Origin of the sequence: Falsihalocynthiibacter sp. CO-5D18 (assembly GCF_041205445.1) — a bacterium.
Classification (GTDB): Bacteria; Pseudomonadota; Alphaproteobacteria; order Rhodobacterales; family Rhodobacteraceae; genus Falsihalocynthiibacter; species Falsihalocynthiibacter arcticus.
In genome coordinates, this window is record NZ_JBGFCF010000008.1 from 117,165 (window position 1) to 133,546 (window position 16,382).

At 52.6% G+C, this 16,382-nt stretch carries 16 protein-coding genes; 9 read left to right on the forward strand and 7 right to left on the reverse strand.

The genetic code is table 11. The features are described from left to right. The first annotated feature begins 67 nt into the window (after window positions 1-67). The 8 genes from AB9F27_RS12355 (at window position 68) to AB9F27_RS12390 (ending at window position 6,335) form a co-directional block, all read left to right on the forward strand. The gene (locus AB9F27_RS12355) at window positions 68-1,045 is read left to right on the forward strand and encodes an ROK family protein (protein ID WP_335584457.1); all 978 of its coding nucleotides are present in this window, start codon (window positions 68-70) and stop codon (window positions 1,043-1,045) included. Window positions 1,046-1,162: 117 nt separating this feature from the next. Continuing rightward, the gene (locus tag AB9F27_RS12360; RefSeq protein WP_335584456.1) at window positions 1,163-1,438 is read left to right on the forward strand and encodes an STAS domain-containing protein; all 276 of its coding nucleotides are present in this window, start codon (window positions 1,163-1,165) and stop codon (window positions 1,436-1,438) included. Further along, window positions 1,435-1,800, forward strand: coding sequence for a response regulator (locus AB9F27_RS12365; RefSeq protein ID WP_039000832.1), 366 nt, complete (start codon window positions 1,435-1,437; stop codon window positions 1,798-1,800). Before AB9F27_RS12360 ends, AB9F27_RS12365 begins: the two co-directional genes overlap by 4 nt. A 10-nt stretch (window positions 1,801-1,810) precedes the next feature. After that, entirely contained in the window at window positions 1,811-4,150 is a 2,340-nt protein-coding gene (locus AB9F27_RS12370) for a chemotaxis protein CheA (protein ID WP_335584455.1), read from the forward strand. A gap of 5 nt (window positions 4,151-4,155) precedes the next feature. Then, window positions 4,156-4,623 carry a chemotaxis protein CheW gene (locus AB9F27_RS12375; RefSeq protein ID WP_039000833.1) on the forward strand — a complete coding sequence of 156 codons (468 nt, stop codon included), beginning with the start codon at window positions 4,156-4,158 and terminating at the stop codon, window positions 4,621-4,623. Beyond that, the gene (locus AB9F27_RS12380; protein ID WP_335584454.1) at window positions 4,620-5,492 is read left to right on the forward strand and encodes a protein-glutamate O-methyltransferase; all 873 of its coding nucleotides are present in this window, start codon (window positions 4,620-4,622) and stop codon (window positions 5,490-5,492) included. The genes AB9F27_RS12375 and AB9F27_RS12380 overlap by 4 nt, the downstream gene beginning before the upstream one ends. Window positions 5,493-5,538: 46 nt before the next feature. Continuing rightward, window positions 5,539-5,925, forward strand: coding sequence for a response regulator (locus AB9F27_RS12385; RefSeq protein ID WP_039000835.1), 387 nt, complete (start codon window positions 5,539-5,541; stop codon window positions 5,923-5,925). Window positions 5,926-5,927: 2 nt separating this feature from the next. Beyond that, window positions 5,928-6,335 (forward strand): hypothetical protein, encoded by a 408-nt coding sequence (locus AB9F27_RS12390; RefSeq protein WP_039000836.1) that lies wholly within the window; start codon window positions 5,928-5,930, stop codon window positions 6,333-6,335. A 130-nt stretch (window positions 6,336-6,465) separates the two neighbouring features. Here the strand turns inward: AB9F27_RS12390 and AB9F27_RS12395 are convergent, their stop codons facing one another. The 7 genes from AB9F27_RS12395 to purC form a co-directional block, all read right to left on the reverse strand. Continuing rightward, complete coding sequence (locus tag AB9F27_RS12395; RefSeq protein WP_335584453.1) at window positions 6,466-9,348, reverse strand: Rne/Rng family ribonuclease; 2,883 nt, start codon at window positions 9,346-9,348, stop codon at window positions 6,466-6,468. 505 nt (window positions 9,349-9,853) lie between these two features. Beyond that, on the reverse strand, window positions 9,854-11,185 hold the full coding sequence (locus tag AB9F27_RS12400) for a sigma-54 dependent transcriptional regulator (RefSeq protein WP_039003195.1): 1,332 nt from the start codon (window positions 11,183-11,185) through the stop codon (window positions 9,854-9,856). A 7-nt stretch (window positions 11,186-11,192) separates the two neighbouring features. Then, window positions 11,193-12,914 (reverse strand): ATP-binding protein, encoded by a 1,722-nt coding sequence (locus AB9F27_RS12405; protein WP_082802356.1) that lies wholly within the window; start codon window positions 12,912-12,914, stop codon window positions 11,193-11,195. 197 nt (window positions 12,915-13,111) lie between these two features. After that, a complete protein-coding gene (gene purQ, locus AB9F27_RS12410) occupies window positions 13,112-13,780 on the reverse strand; it encodes a phosphoribosylformylglycinamidine synthase subunit PurQ (protein ID WP_335584452.1) in 669 nt (222 codons plus the stop codon). A 15-nt stretch (window positions 13,781-13,795) separates the two neighbouring features. Next, window positions 13,796-14,833 (reverse strand): zinc-dependent alcohol dehydrogenase family protein, encoded by a 1,038-nt coding sequence (locus AB9F27_RS12415; RefSeq protein WP_335584451.1) that lies wholly within the window; start codon window positions 14,831-14,833, stop codon window positions 13,796-13,798. Then, on the reverse strand, window positions 14,833-15,063 hold the full coding sequence (purS, locus tag AB9F27_RS12420) for a phosphoribosylformylglycinamidine synthase subunit PurS (RefSeq protein WP_039003192.1): 231 nt from the start codon (window positions 15,061-15,063) through the stop codon (window positions 14,833-14,835). Before purS ends, AB9F27_RS12415 begins: the two co-directional genes overlap by 1 nt. 30 nt (window positions 15,064-15,093) lie before the next feature. Further along, window positions 15,094-15,858: a phosphoribosylaminoimidazolesuccinocarboxamide synthase gene (purC, locus tag AB9F27_RS12425; RefSeq protein ID WP_039003191.1), complete on the reverse strand. Its 765-nt coding sequence runs from the start codon at window positions 15,856-15,858 to the stop codon at window positions 15,094-15,096. Window positions 15,859-16,041: 183 nt separating this feature from the next. On the opposite strand from purC, the gene AB9F27_RS12430 reads away from it, so the two are divergent. Beyond that, on the forward strand, window positions 16,042-16,359 hold the full coding sequence (locus AB9F27_RS12430) for a DUF1476 domain-containing protein (protein ID WP_335584450.1): 318 nt from the start codon (window positions 16,042-16,044) through the stop codon (window positions 16,357-16,359). Window positions 16,360-16,382: the final 23 nt, after the last annotated feature.

A 16,382-nucleotide genomic window follows, 5' to 3' on the forward strand; every position in this document is an offset into this window, starting at 1 on the left:
GACTTAGATATCCCTGAAAATTCGTGCGCGGTTGATAAACCCCACTCGCAGGATAAAAGGCCATACGATGACACATACGACAGCTTCGAACCGCTATTCTTTGTTGGCCGATATCGGCGGAACAAATACGCGCGTCGCCCTAAGTGAAGGGACACGAGTTCTTGAGGCCTCAATCCAGCGTTTTAGCAATGCCAAATACCCTGACCTTATCACGATCCTAAAACAATATGTGTCCGAACAGGGCAATGTGGACTGTTCGGGCGTGTGTGTTGCCGTGGCGGGTCCGGTTCGAGATCGCGTCGCCACCATGACGAATTTGAACTGGACGATAGAACCAGACTCATTGGCGGCAGCGACGGGCGCGGAAATTGTTTCAATTTTGAATGACCTTCAAGCGCAGGGTCACGCCTTAGGTCATCTCAAATCCTCCGAACTTACGCCGATTTCAACAGGCAAAGAAGCCGGACCGAATGCCGCCAAATTGGTGATTGGAGTCGGGACCGGATTTAACGCAGCCGCCGTATACGACACCGCCGGTGGCCGTCTCGTAACCCCATCCGAATGTGGGCATATTACCATGCCTGCGCGCGACGAAGCGGACTTGAGCCTCAGTCGTTACGTGCAAAGCTCCCACGGATTTCCCGGCGTGGAGGAAGTTATTTCCGGGCGCGGACTTGAGAGGATATATGCATGGTATAGCGCTGAAATTGCTCAGAAAACCATAAAATCCGCTGCCGAAATTATGGCTTCAATTGTAGCAAAGGATGACCCTCTGGCCGTCCGGACCCTTACCACATTCTGTCGCATTTTGGGTGCGGTTGTTGGCGATCTTGCCCTCATCCATTTGCCATTTGGCGGTATCTATTTAGTGGGCGGCGTGTCGCGCGCCATGGTGCCCTATCTCGCGGACTATGGTTTTTCGACCGCATTCCGAGACAAGGGGCGGTTCTCTACATTTGTCGACAATTTTTCCATCACCGCGATTGAAGACGATTACGCAGCATTAATTGGCTGTGCGCAACATCTCTCAAATTTGAGCCAATGAAACTCCCCTTGAAGTAAGCTATTTTTAACAACCCATCCCCTACACCTGTTTTCATCGACCGGAACAACAGGGGATTCACGTGGCGAACTCGAAACTTCATTCACATGGTGCGGCGCTATGACCGCCCGCATTCAATTGCAAGGCCGCCTAGGTCTCAGCGATGCTGAGCCATTGGCCAATCGATTGCGGTCCCTTCGCGGCGCTGACATTGATGTCGATGCCTCTCAAGTGACCCACCTTGGCACCCTTTGCCAACAAGTTCTACTTTCAGCAGCTTCCGAATGGCACGGTGCAGGTCACGAATTAAAACTCGTGAATTCAACCGACGCATGTGTGGATCAATTGGCCCTTTGCGGCCTTACGCCCGAATCTTTTGAGGAGAACAGCAAGTGAGCCTAAATATCCTAGCCGTAGACGACAGCCGAACCATGCGCGACATGATCAGTTTGGCCCTGCGCCAAGCCGGTTTTGAACCGACTCTAGCCGAGGATGGACAACATGGGCTTGAAGTTCTCGAGGATTTCACCCCTGACGCTATTATCACTGATATCAATATGCCCCGCTTGGATGGCTTTGGCTTTATCGATGCGGTCCGCAAAATACCAGAGCGCCGATCAATCCCGATATTGGTTCTCACAACTGAGAGCGCACCGGAATTAAAAGCGCGCGCTCGCGCATCGGGTGCGACGGGGTGGATTGTAAAACCTTTTGACCCGTCAAAGCTGGTACGCGCCTTACAAATGGTCACCGGATAAGGATTTTCTTATGAGTGAACAAATTGATCCAATGGCGGAAATCCGCACCGCGTTTTTTCAAGAGTGTGAAGAACTCCTTGAAGCGCTGCAGGACGGGCTTATGTCCATGGAGGACGGCTCTAGCGACGGCGAAACGATCAATGTCGTTTTCCGAGCGGTCCATTCAATCAAAGGCGGCGCTGGCGCTTTTGGCTTGGATGAGTTGGTTCGATTTGCCCACCGATACGAAACCACTCTAGATCATGTTAGATCAGGCACACTTGCCCCGGAGGGTGATGCGCTAAAGGTATTCTTTCGCGCCGCAGACCTCCTAAGTGACATCGTTCGCGCCTCGCGGGATGCGACAGAGACGGACAAAACGCCCATAAACGAGGTTCTCGAACTTCTTCTAGACCTTATTGGTGGCGAAGAGGAAGAAGAAGAGGAAATGGATCCCGCAGATTTTGTCGCAACTGGTGTTGGATTCTCACTGGACTTGCCGGGACTGGACATGGATCTTCCCGCGTTTGACGAGCCGGATGTTGCCTTTCCCGACATCTCCGATTTGCCTGTCGACGTGGTTCCGGAAGATTGCAACGGTACCGTCAACGAAAAGACTGTTTCTCAACCCGACGAAGACCCGTTGAACGCGTATAAAATTTCGTTCACACCAACAAGTGAGCTTTACGCCACTGGTAACGAGCCCATTTTCATTTTCCGAACGCTTCGAAATATGGGGAAAATGTCCATCAACGTGGATCAAAGCAACCTCCCGGACCTCGAAGACCTTGCTGCGGAAGAAAATTACCTAACGTGGAACATTATTCTCGTCACTGATGAGAGCAAAGCGCAAATATTGGAAGCTTTTGATTTTGTTGCAGACATTTGCGAGCTCACGATTGAAGCGACAAAACTCCTACCCGTTGAACTTGAAATTGTTTCCCAGTCGACAGATGCTTCACAGACCAAGGTCGACAAACTGTTACCCTCTAAGGCTGAAGATCCGATTCCAAGCACAGTCCAGGTGAGCCCAATAGCCCCTGCCAGTGCTGAAAGCCCCGATGATGTAGTAGATTCCACACCTTCAAATCTAGATGTCAAACCTGTGCCACAAGAAGGGCCCCGCCGCCCAGAAGAGGAGACCGCGGCAATTGCAACCAAGCCCCGTGCCACCGTGCGCGTGGACCTAGAACGTGTGGATCGTCTTGTAAATCTAGTTGGTGAGTTGGTCATAAATCAAGCAATGCTATCGCAAAGTGTTGCCGAAGCTGGCCTTCCCTCGAATGCCCCCGTTTTTACAGGTTTGGACGAGTTACAACAGCTCACGCGGGATATTCAAGACAGCGTTATGATGATCCGCGCGCAGCCCGTAAAAACGCTTTTCCAGCGCATGGCACGAATTGTGCGCGAATCTTCGGCAGCCGTAGAAAAAGAGGTCCATTTAGACACTGTTGGCGAAGGCACCGAAGTGGATAAAACGGTCATAGAACGACTGGCTGACCCCTTAACACATATGATACGAAATGCGGTTGATCACGGGCTTGAAAACACCCAAGATCGATTGGCCGCTGGGAAGCCCCGCGTTGGTGTCATTTCACTCTCGGCGCGCCATCGCTCTGGGCGCGTGGTCATTGATGTCAGCGACGACGGAGGAGGCATAAATCGCCCCAAAGTCCTCGAGAAGGCGATTGCCAAAGGGCTTGTCGCCGACGACGCGCAACTCACCGATAGTGAAATCGATAATATTCTCTTTCTCCCAGGTTTCTCGACGGCAGATCAGATTTCCAACCTTTCCGGTCGCGGAGTTGGCATGGACGTTGTGCGCAGTGCCATACAATCGCTGGGTGGGCGCGTTACGATTACTTCGACTGCTGGCGTTGGAACCACTTTTTCAATCAGCCTGCCCCTTACGTTGGCGGTTTTGGACGGAATGGTCATTCAGGTTGCCGGTCAAACGCTAGTCATTCCTCTAAATACAATTGACGAAACGCTCACACTTGGCGAAGGCGATATCAGCTCATTTGGGCCACACACTTCGGTCGTTAGGGTTCGAAATGGGTTCGTCCCCCTTCTCGACTTGGGGTCTGAACTTGGCTACCGCAAACCGCAAGCTGACTACGTGGGTTCAATCGTTCTCCTCATTGCCCACGAAGATGGAAGCCGCGCGGCTTTAGTCGTCGATGAGATTAGGGACCAAAGGCAAGTCGTGATCAAAGGCCTCCAAGAAGGATATGGTCGCGTCCCAGGAATTGCCGCGGCGACCATTCTTGGCGATGGCCAAATTGCACTCATTCTAGATCCCGTTGACATCGTTTCGGGCGCATCAGGATGTACAGTTCCCTCTGAAACCCCAATCGAATTAGCAGGTTAGATCAGATGACAAATACAGCAACAGAAAAAACTATTTCAGAACTTGAACTATTATCGTTTCGAGTTGGTGAACAGGAGTATGCGGTCGATATCATGTCGGTGCGAGAAATTAGAGGATGGACACGGGCAACACCTTTGCCACACTCGCCTCACTTCGTGCGCGGGGTGATCAATCTGCGCGGAACCGTTCTTCCGATAATAGATTTAGCTGCGAGACTTGGTCAAAACATGACTGAAACTTCGGCCCGAAATGTGTTTATCGTCGTACAATCTGAGGACGAAGTCGTTGGACTCCTTGTCGATGCGGTTTCCGATATCCTCACAGTTACGACGGATGAACTTCAAGCGCCTCCTGACATGGCAGCTGACGCAAACCAAAACTTTGTAAGCGCGTTGACGATTGTAGACGACCGTATGCTACGCGTTCTAGACTTGCGTGCGGCATTACTTTCAGCTCCGCTGGAGGTCGTATGAACGCACTTAACCCCAGCGCTGCAGACGACGTTGGCGGGATGACTCCCGACCAATTTGCGATTATTTCGTCCCTGGCCCACAAAGAAGCTGGGCTGGTGTTTCCAGTTTCGAAATCCGCACTTGTATCTTCACGGCTGGTCAAACGTCTTCGCGAAACCAATATCGTAAACTTTGACGACTACTGCCAGTTCGTTTCATCTCCGGATGGAAAGAATGAGTTGCGGCTCATGATTTCTGCGCTGACAACAAATATCTCGAGTTTTTTTAGGGAAAATCATCACTTTGAATACTTGAAAACCGACGTTTTTCCCGATCTAGCGCGTCGTGCCAAAGCTGGGAACAGAATTCGTATATGGTCTGCAGGCTGCTCTGTGGGAATGGAGGCCTATTCCATTGGAATGACGCTACTCGAAATCCTTCCGCAAGCTTCAAGCCTTGATGTTAAAATTTTGGCTTCAGATATCGATCCGAAAGTTTTGATTGTTGGAAAAAATGGCACATTCGATGAACGGCAGTTGAGTGCAATTCCACAAGAACTCCGCAAAAAGTACTTCGACAACCCGAGTTCGACAGAGCTGGGAAAATTCCAAGCACACCCAGATCTGCTATCTCTAACCACGTTTCGGGAACTGAATTTATTGGAAAAATGGCCAATATCCGGAAGTTTTGATATTATCTTTTGCCGAAATACGGTGATTTACTTCGATGACAAAACTCAAAACAAACTTTGGCCACGATTTCAAAACGCGCTTGCGCCAGAGGGATGGTTATTCGTCGGGCACTCTGAACGCGTTCCGGAAACATCGAACACCGATTTCGAGAATCGTGGCATGACAATTTACAGACGAAGCCCTCGTCCAACTACCTAAAACGACAAACTGTCGCAAACGAGCAATATTGGTAAAGGAAAAAGCCATGTCTTTAAGAGATCAATTACGCGTCATGGTTGTGGATGACATGTCCACAAGTCGAGGGCTTCTCACTCAGGCTTTGGATGGGTTTGGCGTTAGAAATGTTGGTAGTGTTGCAGACGGGCAAGCTGCCCTTGTTGCCTTAGAACGTTCGCCAGTTCATCTTGTCATTTCTGATTATAACATGCCTGGCATGGATGGTTTGCACCTTTTACACGCATTACGTCAGGGACCAAAAACAAAAGGTGTCGGATTTATTCTGATTACTGGACGTGCAGATCGTGAGATCATTGAAAAGGGTAAACAATTGGGAATGAATAATTTTCTAAAAAAGCCTTTTGATCCAGTCCAACTGAGGGCATGCATAGAAGCCGTTGTAGGGCGACTGTAGCTTTGAAAACCACAACGATCCAAACACCAAACGAAGACCTTGAACACGCAAATATCGATGTGAGTGTCTTACTGGGGCGTGTTGCTATTGAGCTTTCCGGAATCGCAGAATCCGCAAGTTCAGTTCAACATGCGCTAGGTAGAACAATGGATCAGGTTTCGGATTTGTGTGATGTGCCAATCATAGAATTTCAGGCTTTGGACCGGATGCAGCAGAAACTTGAAGACCTTAGCAAACTGTCGATCCTCCTATCAGATGCAACCAATGGGACCTCGGAACAATATGTTACGTCTATTCAATTGAGGGAAACGCTTCGCCTCACAAGCCTTACCGGCCGTCTTGAGGGGAACGATGCGGATACGTTTGAGGCCACAGAGAACAACGGTGAAGGTAACTTGACGCTGTTCTAATAAATATCAACTTGAAATACGAAAATGACACTAGGTAACGCAAACCAACTCCTAGCGGGCGACAGCGTAGACGAAAAAGGCCCCTAGATCACTAGGGGCCTTTTTCGTCATTTCATGTCTCAAGCCACCACTATTTACCGGCTGACCACCAACCCAATTTCTTAGGTTTGGCTGGAACGTTTTCTGCAAGAACAGCACTCTCACTTGTTGCTTCAACTACTGGTTCGGACACGACTTCAACAATCGTATCTTTCTTAGCTTTCGGAACCGCTTTCGCGCGCTTACGCGGCGGTTTAGGCGCGGAAGTCACCTCCGCCACTTCCGCAGTACTCTCCTCGCCAGCCGCAACTTTTGGTTTTCGCGGCGCGCGTTTGCGAGGTGTTTTGGGTTTTTCAACCTCTTGCACTGTTTCCGAAGGAGGTTCGGTCACAGGTGCAACATTGTCACTGCTTTCTTCGGCATGATTGGCATCGGCAAGTGCTTCGACCACAGGTTTTTTACGCGGCGCACGTTTTCGCACGGGTTTTTTGACGGTATTATCAATTGAGTCACTTTGTGAACCGCCTGGTTCAACTTCTGGAGATGTTTCCGAAGCTGCGACGTCGCCTACAGCCGTTTCATTCGTTCCCTCAGCCACCGCATCAGATTTCTTCCGACGCGGGGCACGGCGACGCTTTCCTGAAGCTTCTTCGCTAACCTCGGCCACCTGCTCCTGAGAGTTGACCGACGGTGCTTCCGAATCCGCGCCAGAAGTTGCATCCACAGTCGGCGCTGTATTTTCGCCATCCGAACTTGCGTCTTGCGGGGCTCGATTGTTGCCTTCGGAATTGGAGGCATCGCCACCATTCCCACCTCTCCGACGGCGGCGGCGGCGACGGCGTTTCTTGGGGGTTCCGTCTTCGTTTAGGGATGGTCCGTCACTCGGAGCTTCCGCGACAACCGGTGCCACAACAACTTCTTCTTCGACCTCCAGCGCTTCAATTTCTTCGTCTAAATCATCCATCAACGAAGCATCAGCAGACACAACTGCGGTTTCAACAGGACGCAAATTGCGCGTAGCAGTTTTGAAACGTTCAATGCTGAAATCTGGGCTGACAAGGAAAGGGTCAGCTTCGATGCGCACAGACAGACCATACCGTGCTTCAATCTGCGCGATATGCTCGCGCTTATTATTCACGAGGAAATTCATGATACCCACTGGCGCTTTGAGCAGTACTTCGCGCGCCCGACGGCGGACACCCTCTTCCTCGAGCTGTCGTAGAATCGCGAGCGCGAGATTGTCGTCGGAGCGGATCAGGCCCGTGCCGTGACAATGGTGACAAGGTTGTGTGGTTGCTTCGAGCATCCCCGGACGCAAGCGCTGGCGCGACATTTCCATAAGGCCGAAACCAGAAATCCGTCCCACTTGAATACGAGCGCGATCGGTTTTCAATTTGTCTTTCATCCGTTTTTCAACGGCTGCATTGTTGCGGCGATCTTCCATGTCAATGAAGTCGATGACGATCAAGCCTGCTAGATCGCGCAAGCGTACTTGACGCGCCACTTCTTCTGCGGCTTCAAGGTTGGTCTTTGTGGCCGTATCCTCGATTGAGCCTTCTTTTGTGGCACGACCAGAGTTCACGTCCACAGCAACAAGTGCTTCGGTCACATCAATAACGATGTACCCACCCGATTTCAGCTGCACTGTCGGATTAAACATTCCCGCGAGATAGGTTTCGACCTGAAAGCGCGCGAACAGCGGCAACGGATCGGTGTAGCGTTTTACGTTTTTCGCATGGGACGGCATGATCATTTTCATGAAGTCCTTGGCCACGCGATAGCCCGCTTCGCCTTCGACCAAAACCTCATCGATTTCGCTGTTATAAAGGTCGCGGATCGTCCGTTTGACGAGATCCCCCTCTTCATAGATCTTGGCAGGGGCGATGGATTTAAGCGTTAGAGAGCGAATTTGCTCCCACAAACGTTGAAGGTATTCATAGTCACGCTTGATTTCTGGCTTGGTCCGTTCGGCCCCAGCCGTACGGACAATAAGCCCTGCCCCTTCTGGAACATCGATCTCTTGCGCGATTTGTTTAAGTTTTTTGCGGTCTGCTATATTTGTGATTTTGCGAGAAATGCCACCACCGCGTGCGGTGTTCGGCATCAAGACGCAGTAGCGACCAGCTAAAGACAAGTATGTTGTAAGCGCGGCGCCTTTGTTGCCACGCTCTTCTTTCACGACTTGAACCAAAAGAATTTGGCGAACTTTAATCACTTCTTGAATTTTGTATTTCCGTGGACGGAATTTACGCGGAGCTCGCACTTCGTCTTGCACATCTTCATCTGCAACAGACTCGATACTGTCGTCTTTGTCGGTCGCTTGCAAAGGCGCGTCGTCGTCGTCACCATCATCCGAGTCATCCTCGTCCGAGGCGTCTGTTTTCACAGCTGGCGATGTGTCTTCATCTTCGGGTTCGTCTGCCGCGGGTGTATCGACCGGTGTTTCGGCCACCAATTCCATCGGAGAGCTGCCTTCAAACGCATCGGCGTTTTGGCTGTCGTCGTCTTCGCCAAAATCGACGACGTCCATGCTAGATGGCCCGTCGGATTCTTTTTTCGGCGTGTCTTCTGTGATTTCTTTAGTCTCAACTGCGTCGCCCGACTTGGCTTCGGCGGCTTTTCCGCTCCGGCGACGACGGCGACGTTTTGGGTCGGGTTGCTCGTCATCGTCCTGAAGCGACTTAGCATAGGCAGCTTCCTCGGCCAAAAGCGCTTCGCGATCGGCTATGGGGATTTGATAGTAATCCGGATGAATCTCGGAGAAAGCGAGGAAACCATGGCGGTTTCCGCCATAATCAATAAACGCCGCTTGAAGCGACGGTTCAACCCGCGTTACTTTTGCAAGATATATATTGCCAGCTAGCTGGCGTCTGTTTTCGGCCTCAAAGTCAAATTCCTCAACTTTGGTTCCGTCAACCACCACAACGCGAGTTTCCTCTGCGTGGGTGGCGTCGATAAGCATTTTCTTAGCCATTTGAACTCTTTGCACGCGTGCAAAACACGCCCCCCGATAAGGGCGGTGCGTCGTGCCGGGTGTCTGATTTGGGCGAAGGATGCGTCACGGGTAAATGGCAAAGTTATGGGGCCGGCAATGCCGACCTCAACTCTTTGCCTCTGTCTTCCGTCGCATCTCATTCGCGTTTCTGCTCCGATGTTCTGTATCAGTAATGATATAAACATCCGTTCATGCGCCCGGGCCGGCTCGCGGCCTCACGGGCAAATTTGCAGCCTTGCGGCCTAATCGGTCTGCGCCGTCGTCAGAGCCATGGCCCCGTCCCGCCGGTCGCAGCGAAACTCTCCGTACGGTACAGTCCCCATTGGACGGCCCGCCGTAAAACGATACTAGTTGGTATTGGGGATAAAAGACAATGGGGAAAATGCGCACGACACAACCTGTGCGTGCGCGCCCTTCATTCCCTTTCCCAAAGGCGGTAAATGACTTGACATCAAAGCCCGTTCTGCCGCATTTGGGACGTGCTTTAAATATAGTCCGATCTGGTCAAAGTGTATTTGGCCATTTTCTCATTTAGCGTCCGACGGGGAAGGCAAAGCTCTTCCATAACGTTCACGATGCTACCCTTGTGGCGGCGCATTGTATTGTCGATCAGCATCCGCTCAAACGCTTCCACATATTCCTTGAGGGGCTTGCCATCGGTGGTCATCGTCGGAGCCACATCGTCATTATCCGCCATCAACAGGCTTGCAATGGTGCCCGAACCACGACGGTTTTGCAGGACCGCCCGTTCAGCGACGTTAATCAACTGGCGCACATTTCCGGGCCAGGGCGATTGCAATAATTGTGCGGCCTCTTGTGCGCTCACTTGCGGGGCGTCACAGCCATATTCTTCGGCGAATTGTTCGGACAGGCGGGTGAATAGGAGCAAGATATCTTCACCTCGCTGGCGCAATGGCGGCAACGTGATTTTCAACGCAGACAGGCGGTAAAACAGATCGGGCCGCAGGGCGTCTTCACAGGTTTTCCCCTGCTCTTGCAAGTTGCAAATCGCGATAATCCGCGTTTCTGCGGGAGTTCCCTGTTCATTCATAAACGTCAGCAAACGCGCCTGAAGCCCTTGGCTGAGAGCCTCGATATCTTCGAGTACCAACGTACCGCCGCGCGCGTCTTCGACCAGCGGTTGGTTGCCGCCGTCATCAATAGGGCCAAACAACCGCCGCGCCAGTTCCTCTTCCTCAAAAGCGGCGCAGGACACCAACTTAAACTTCTTGCCAGCACGGGATCCGACAGCATGCAGCGCGTGGGCCACCAGTGTTTTACCCGTACCCGTTTCGCCCTCGATAAGTACGTGGCCGTCGGCTTGCCCAAGATCGAGGATATCTTCGCGCAGCCGCTCCATTTCGGGGCTAGCACCGATGAGTTTCTTCATCACCGCTCCGCCGTCGCCCAATTCGCGGCGCAGCGCACGGCTATCAAGCGTCAATCGACGCGCCTGTGTCGCTTTTTTCGCCATTTCGGTCATGACATCAGGGTTGAAAGGCTTCTCTAAGAAATCATACGCCCCGATCCGCATCGCTTCCACCGCCATAGGCACATCGCCATGTCCCGTAATTAGGATCACTGGCAAGCCCGAGTCGATACTCATCAACTTGCGCAACAGCGCCATCCCATCCATCCCAGGCATCCGAATGTCGGAAACAACAATTCCGGGATAATCGGCCCCAACAGATTTAAGCGCCTCTGTCGCACTGGCATGCGTTTCAGTGTCGAAACCCGACAGAGCCAACCACTGGCTTATCGATTGACGCATGTCTTTTTCATCGTCAACGATGGCAATCTTCATGGCTTTGGCCATTTAGTCCTCACTCGGCTGATGTGTATTCATCATTTAATATGGGGAGCGTCACTTCAAATACAGCCCCCCCTTTGGCGGCATTTCGAGCGGTCAACCGCCCCCCGAAATCGTTTACGATCCCGCTGGAGATAGCAAGCCCCAAGCCCACACCGTCGCCCGGCGCTTTTGTAGTGTAAAATGGCTCAAACAACGCGTCAAGATCGTCAATCCCTGGCCCATTATCCCGCAGCGATAAAACGGCGGTTTCGCCGACGGTTAACAGGATTTCGATATGTGGGTTCTTGGCGGTTTTCGTCGCGTCCAAGGCGTTTCTAAACAGGTTAATAATGACTTGCTCTAGACGCATCTGGTCGGCCAAAATAATCACAGGATCGCGTGGAATTGTACGGGTAATTTGAACGTGCCGTTGCTTGAGTTGTGGCTCCATCATCGACAAGGCAGAAGAGAGCGCGGACCTTATATCAAAGGGCTGAAACGTATCCCCGCCCTTGCGCGCATAGCTCTTGAGTTGCTTGGTAATCGCCCCCATACGTTCGATCAAATCGTCGATCCGCTGGAAGCTGGCTTGGGCCTCCTCTGGACGTTTTCTGAGGAGCAAAAGCTTGGCCCCAGCGAGGTAGGTTTTCATCGCGGCGAGGGGTTGATTCAACTCATGCGAAACCGCCGCCGACATCTCGCCCAAGGCTGCGAGTTTAGAGCTTTGAGCAAGGGTTTGTTCGGCCATATCGAGGTGTTTTTCAACCTTCTCACGCTCGGCAATTTCGCGCTGAAGGCGCTGGTTTAGCTGGCGAAGTTCCGCCGACTCGTTCTGGAAAAACACGGAACTTAAGCGCGCGCGCCGAGAGGTGAAGTAAAAGCCAAGTGCGATCAAAATCGCCCCGCCCATAATTTCGAGGGCTAAAACACCGTTCACCTTGTCGCGTACCGAGGCAAATGTGGTGAAACTGGTGAGTTTCCATCCTTGGAACGGCACCCGCACTTCTTGGCGCATTAAGGCCTCACCCTGAAGATAGGCTTCCACGGGCAAATCGCCCCAACCAACCTCAGCCCAATCGCGAGTTGCATTCAAAGCGCGAGTGATAGCGGACGGCGCACTTTTGGTTTTTAGGGCTTCTTTCTCGGTCAAACCACGCCAAAGGGGTTCGGTTGAAAGGATGATATTTCCTTCGGAATTGGTTACGATCACCGCATCCGTTGTCCCTTTCCAGGAGGCCTCAAACTGGCGTAAATCCACATCCACAACGATAACCCCGATAAGGGTGCCGTTGGAGACTAACTTCTGGGAATAAGTGAATTTTGACGCGCCCGTCTCATTTTGGGACACGCCAAAAATCGCGCCATCCGTGCGAACGGCTGCGACAAAGGCTTCAGAGTTGCGCGCATTTCCCCCAAGGAGATTGCGGTCGGTGGCTGCAACCACACGTCCGCTTTCATCCAACAATTGCAAACCCGCGATGCCGATCTCTTCGGCATATGTGATAAGCTGCTGACTTGACTGCGTAAAGTCGGATGAATTCAACGCGCCCGTCAGGACAGGGTCACGTGCCAACAGGCGTGGAACAATAGCGCTACGTCTGATTTCGCCCACAATATTGCCCGAATAAAGCGCGAGCCGCACCTGTGCACGACTGCGAGTCGTTTCGGTATATCGTTCGGTCAAAAGTGTATTGGTAGACCAGATTATGCCCGCCCCGATGGCAATGGCAAGGATCAGCAAACCACGGGCCATCCAGCCCGTTTTTGCAACGCGCCTCAATGGGATTTCTGAAGATCTTAGCCCAGAACTTGCACCGCTTCTTGTGCTACGGCTCAGCCCAACGTCCCCCCCCATCGACGGGACAGCACTTAAAGGATCGGGTGAATGGGGCGCATCTTTAGCCATAGCCAACGATACCCCCTGCGCCGTAAAGGCTCAAGACGTTGCGTCTATGCGCTAACCAATTCGCTCACAATTGAGCGAAAGAACGCTTGTCCGTCAGTGCCAACATGGCTGGCGTCAAAAGCGCGCTCAGGATGAGGCATCATGCCCAAAACCCGTTTATTTTCGCTCAACACGCCCGCGATGTCAGCCGTAGAGCCATTGGGGTTGTCACCATAAGTGAAGGCAACGCGCCCTTCACCCTGAAGACGTTCGATGGTTTGGGCGTCGGCGGTATAATTTCCGTCATGGTGGGCAATCGGAATATCGATTACTTGGCCTGCCTCATACCCGCGCGTAAACAGCGTGTCGGCGTTTTCAACGACAAGCGGCACGGTTTTACAGATGTATTTCAAGCCAGCGTTACGTAGCAACGCGCCCGGAAGTAGGCCGGTTTCTGCAAGGATTTGAAAGCCGTTACACACGCCAAAAACATGGCCGCCCTTATTGGCAAAATCTACGACAGAGCGGCAAATTGGGCTTTGCGCGGCAATCGCGCCACAGCGCAGATAATCGCCGAAGCTAAACCCGCCCGGAACACCGACAAAATCAAGGCCAGAAGGTAGGGTTGTGTCCTTGTGCCAGACCATTTCCACATCGGCTCCGCTTTCGCGCAGAGCCACCGCAAGGTCGCGATCACAGTTGGAACCGGGGAAGACAATGACAGCAGCTTTCATGGCAGATGGTCCTTTTTAGGCAGTAAAATCAGTAATGACGGCCACACCGGGCGCGGTTGGCCCGTTAAAGGCGCGCAGTTCGTCACTCGCGGAGGAAAGAGGTATTTCACGGGCAACCAAGGGCGTCATATCCACGGCACCACTCTCGATAAGCGACAACAAGCTAGGATAGCGCCACGATGGCATGCCACGGGTACCAAAAAGGGCGAGATTGCCCATATAAACAGCATTCATATTGATTTGCATCTTGGCGGTATGGCCCACAGGCATCCCAACCTGAACGTGTCTGCCCAAGGGCCGCAAACACTCGATGCTGGCGTTTGTGGTCGCTTCGATGCCGAGGGCTTCGATGCTCACATGCGCGCCGCCGCCTGTAATCTCGCGGATAGCAAGGGCAGTATCACCCGCCAAGGCATTCACGGCCGCGTCCGCTCCGAGGCTGAGCGCGTGGGTGAGTTTTTCCTCAACGATATCAACAACAACAACCCGCGCACCAAGGGCCTTAGCCAACAGAAACGCCGAGAGGCCAACGCCCCCCGTTCCATGCACAGCAACCCATTCGCCCGCCTGTACCGCGGCGCGCCCCGTGAGCGCGTGCCACGCAGTCGTGACGCGACACCCAAGTCCCGCAGCGACGGTGGGAGAGAGTGTGTCGGGCAAAATAGCTAAGTTGTGGTCGAAAGGAACGGCGATATATTGTGCGAAGGCTCCGGGTTCGATAAACCCCGGAAGCCGTTGATTTGGGCAGGTATTTTGATGTCCCGACTGGCAAGACGGACAGGCACCACAGGCCAGAATAAAGGGCGCAACGAGGCGGTCCCCAATGGCGAATTTCGCCCGCGCACCAGCCTCAACAACCGTTCCGCAATATTCATGCCCCGGAATTTGGCCCGGTTTGACGCGAGGATGTTCCCCGACCCACCCGTGCCAATCCGAACGGCAGACGCCACAGGCCATCACTTCGAGCACAACGCCGTCTTCGGGACAGGTCGGATCGGCGACCTCTTCCAAAGACAGATCCGCGTTGTATTCCCGAAGGACCGCGGCGCGCATTAGGCGATCTCGATCGTGTAGCTTTCGATCACAGTATTTGCGAGCAGCTTGTCGCACATCTCAGTGATCGTCGCCTCAGACGTGCCATCGGCAAGGTCAAGTTCAATCACTTTGCCTTGACGCACATCATTCACACCCTCAAATCCGAGGGTGCCAAGCGCATGACGCACGGCGGCGCCTTGGGGGTCAAGAACACCGTTTTTCAGCATCACATGTACACGGGCTTTCATGGCAGAACTTTCCTTATTTTTCGAAGAGGCTTAATTAATCAACGTCGGTTTACCAGAAGGGTGCGTCACGTTGGAGGGCATAACGCCCAAACGTGTCGCCACTTCGGTATAGGCATCGGCCAAATCGCCGAGATCTTGGCGGAAGACGTCTTTGTCGAGCTTACGGCCTGTCTCGATGTCCCACAAACGACAGCTATCAGGGCTAATTTCATCGGCCACAACAAGGCGCATGAAATCGCCGTCATAAACGCGGCCCAGTTCGATTTTGAAATCAACCAGCTTGATGCCAACGCCATACATAACGCCCGACAGAAAGTCGTTTACCCGTAGTGCAAGCGCGACAATGTCATCAAGCTCCTGCTGGGAGGCCCAGCCGAAAGCGATGACGTATTCTTCGGGTACCAATGGATCGCCAAGTGAGTCGTCTTTGTAGGAAAACTCGACAATCGGACGCGGCATTGGTGTGCCCTCTTCGATTCCCATCCGCTTGGAAAACGAGCCCGCAGCGAAATTGCGCACGATTACTTCGAGCGGTATAATTTCGACCCGACGGATCAATTGCTCGCGCATATTGAGGCGTTTGAGGAAGTGAGTCGGCACGCCGATTTGCTCAAGACCGACCATAAAATATTCGCTCAGGCGGTTATTCAGAACACCTTTTCCGTCAATCACAGCCTTCTTCTCGGCGTTAAAAGCGGTGGCATCATCCTTGAAATACTGCACTAAAGTGTCAGGCTCAGGGCCTTCATACAGAGTTTTTGCTTTGCCTTCGTAAATCTTTGTGCGACGTGCCATTCGGGTTCCGATCTTCGGATGCTGCGGTTTGGCACGTGAGGTGAGTCTTGTGCCCCTTCGCGCCCTATACGCCATGGGATGCTTTGCCGCAAGGTTGCGCATCGCCCTTGCGGCTTTGCGCGTGAGTTGGCATATGTTAGGGGAACGAATTAACACCCTTGCACACAAGCCCGAGGAAAGAACATGACAACATTTGACGATCGCGAAAACGCTTTTGAAGCCAAATTCGCTCACGACGCCGATATGCAGTTCAAAGCCATCGCCCGTCGTAACAAACTCGTTGGCCTTTGGGCCGCAGCCTTGCTTGGAAAAACGGGCAATGACGCAACGACTTATGCGCTCGAAGTTGTGAAAGCCGATTTCGAAGAAGCTGGCCATGACGATGTTGTGCGCAAAGTTGCTGGCGATTTGGGCGACCTTGCGACCGAAGCCGCTGTGCGCGAAAAAATGGCGAGTTGCTTGGTTGAGGCGCAAACCCAAGTGTTGAAAGAAGTCAAATAGGCTTTCTAATCGAGTAAAATTAA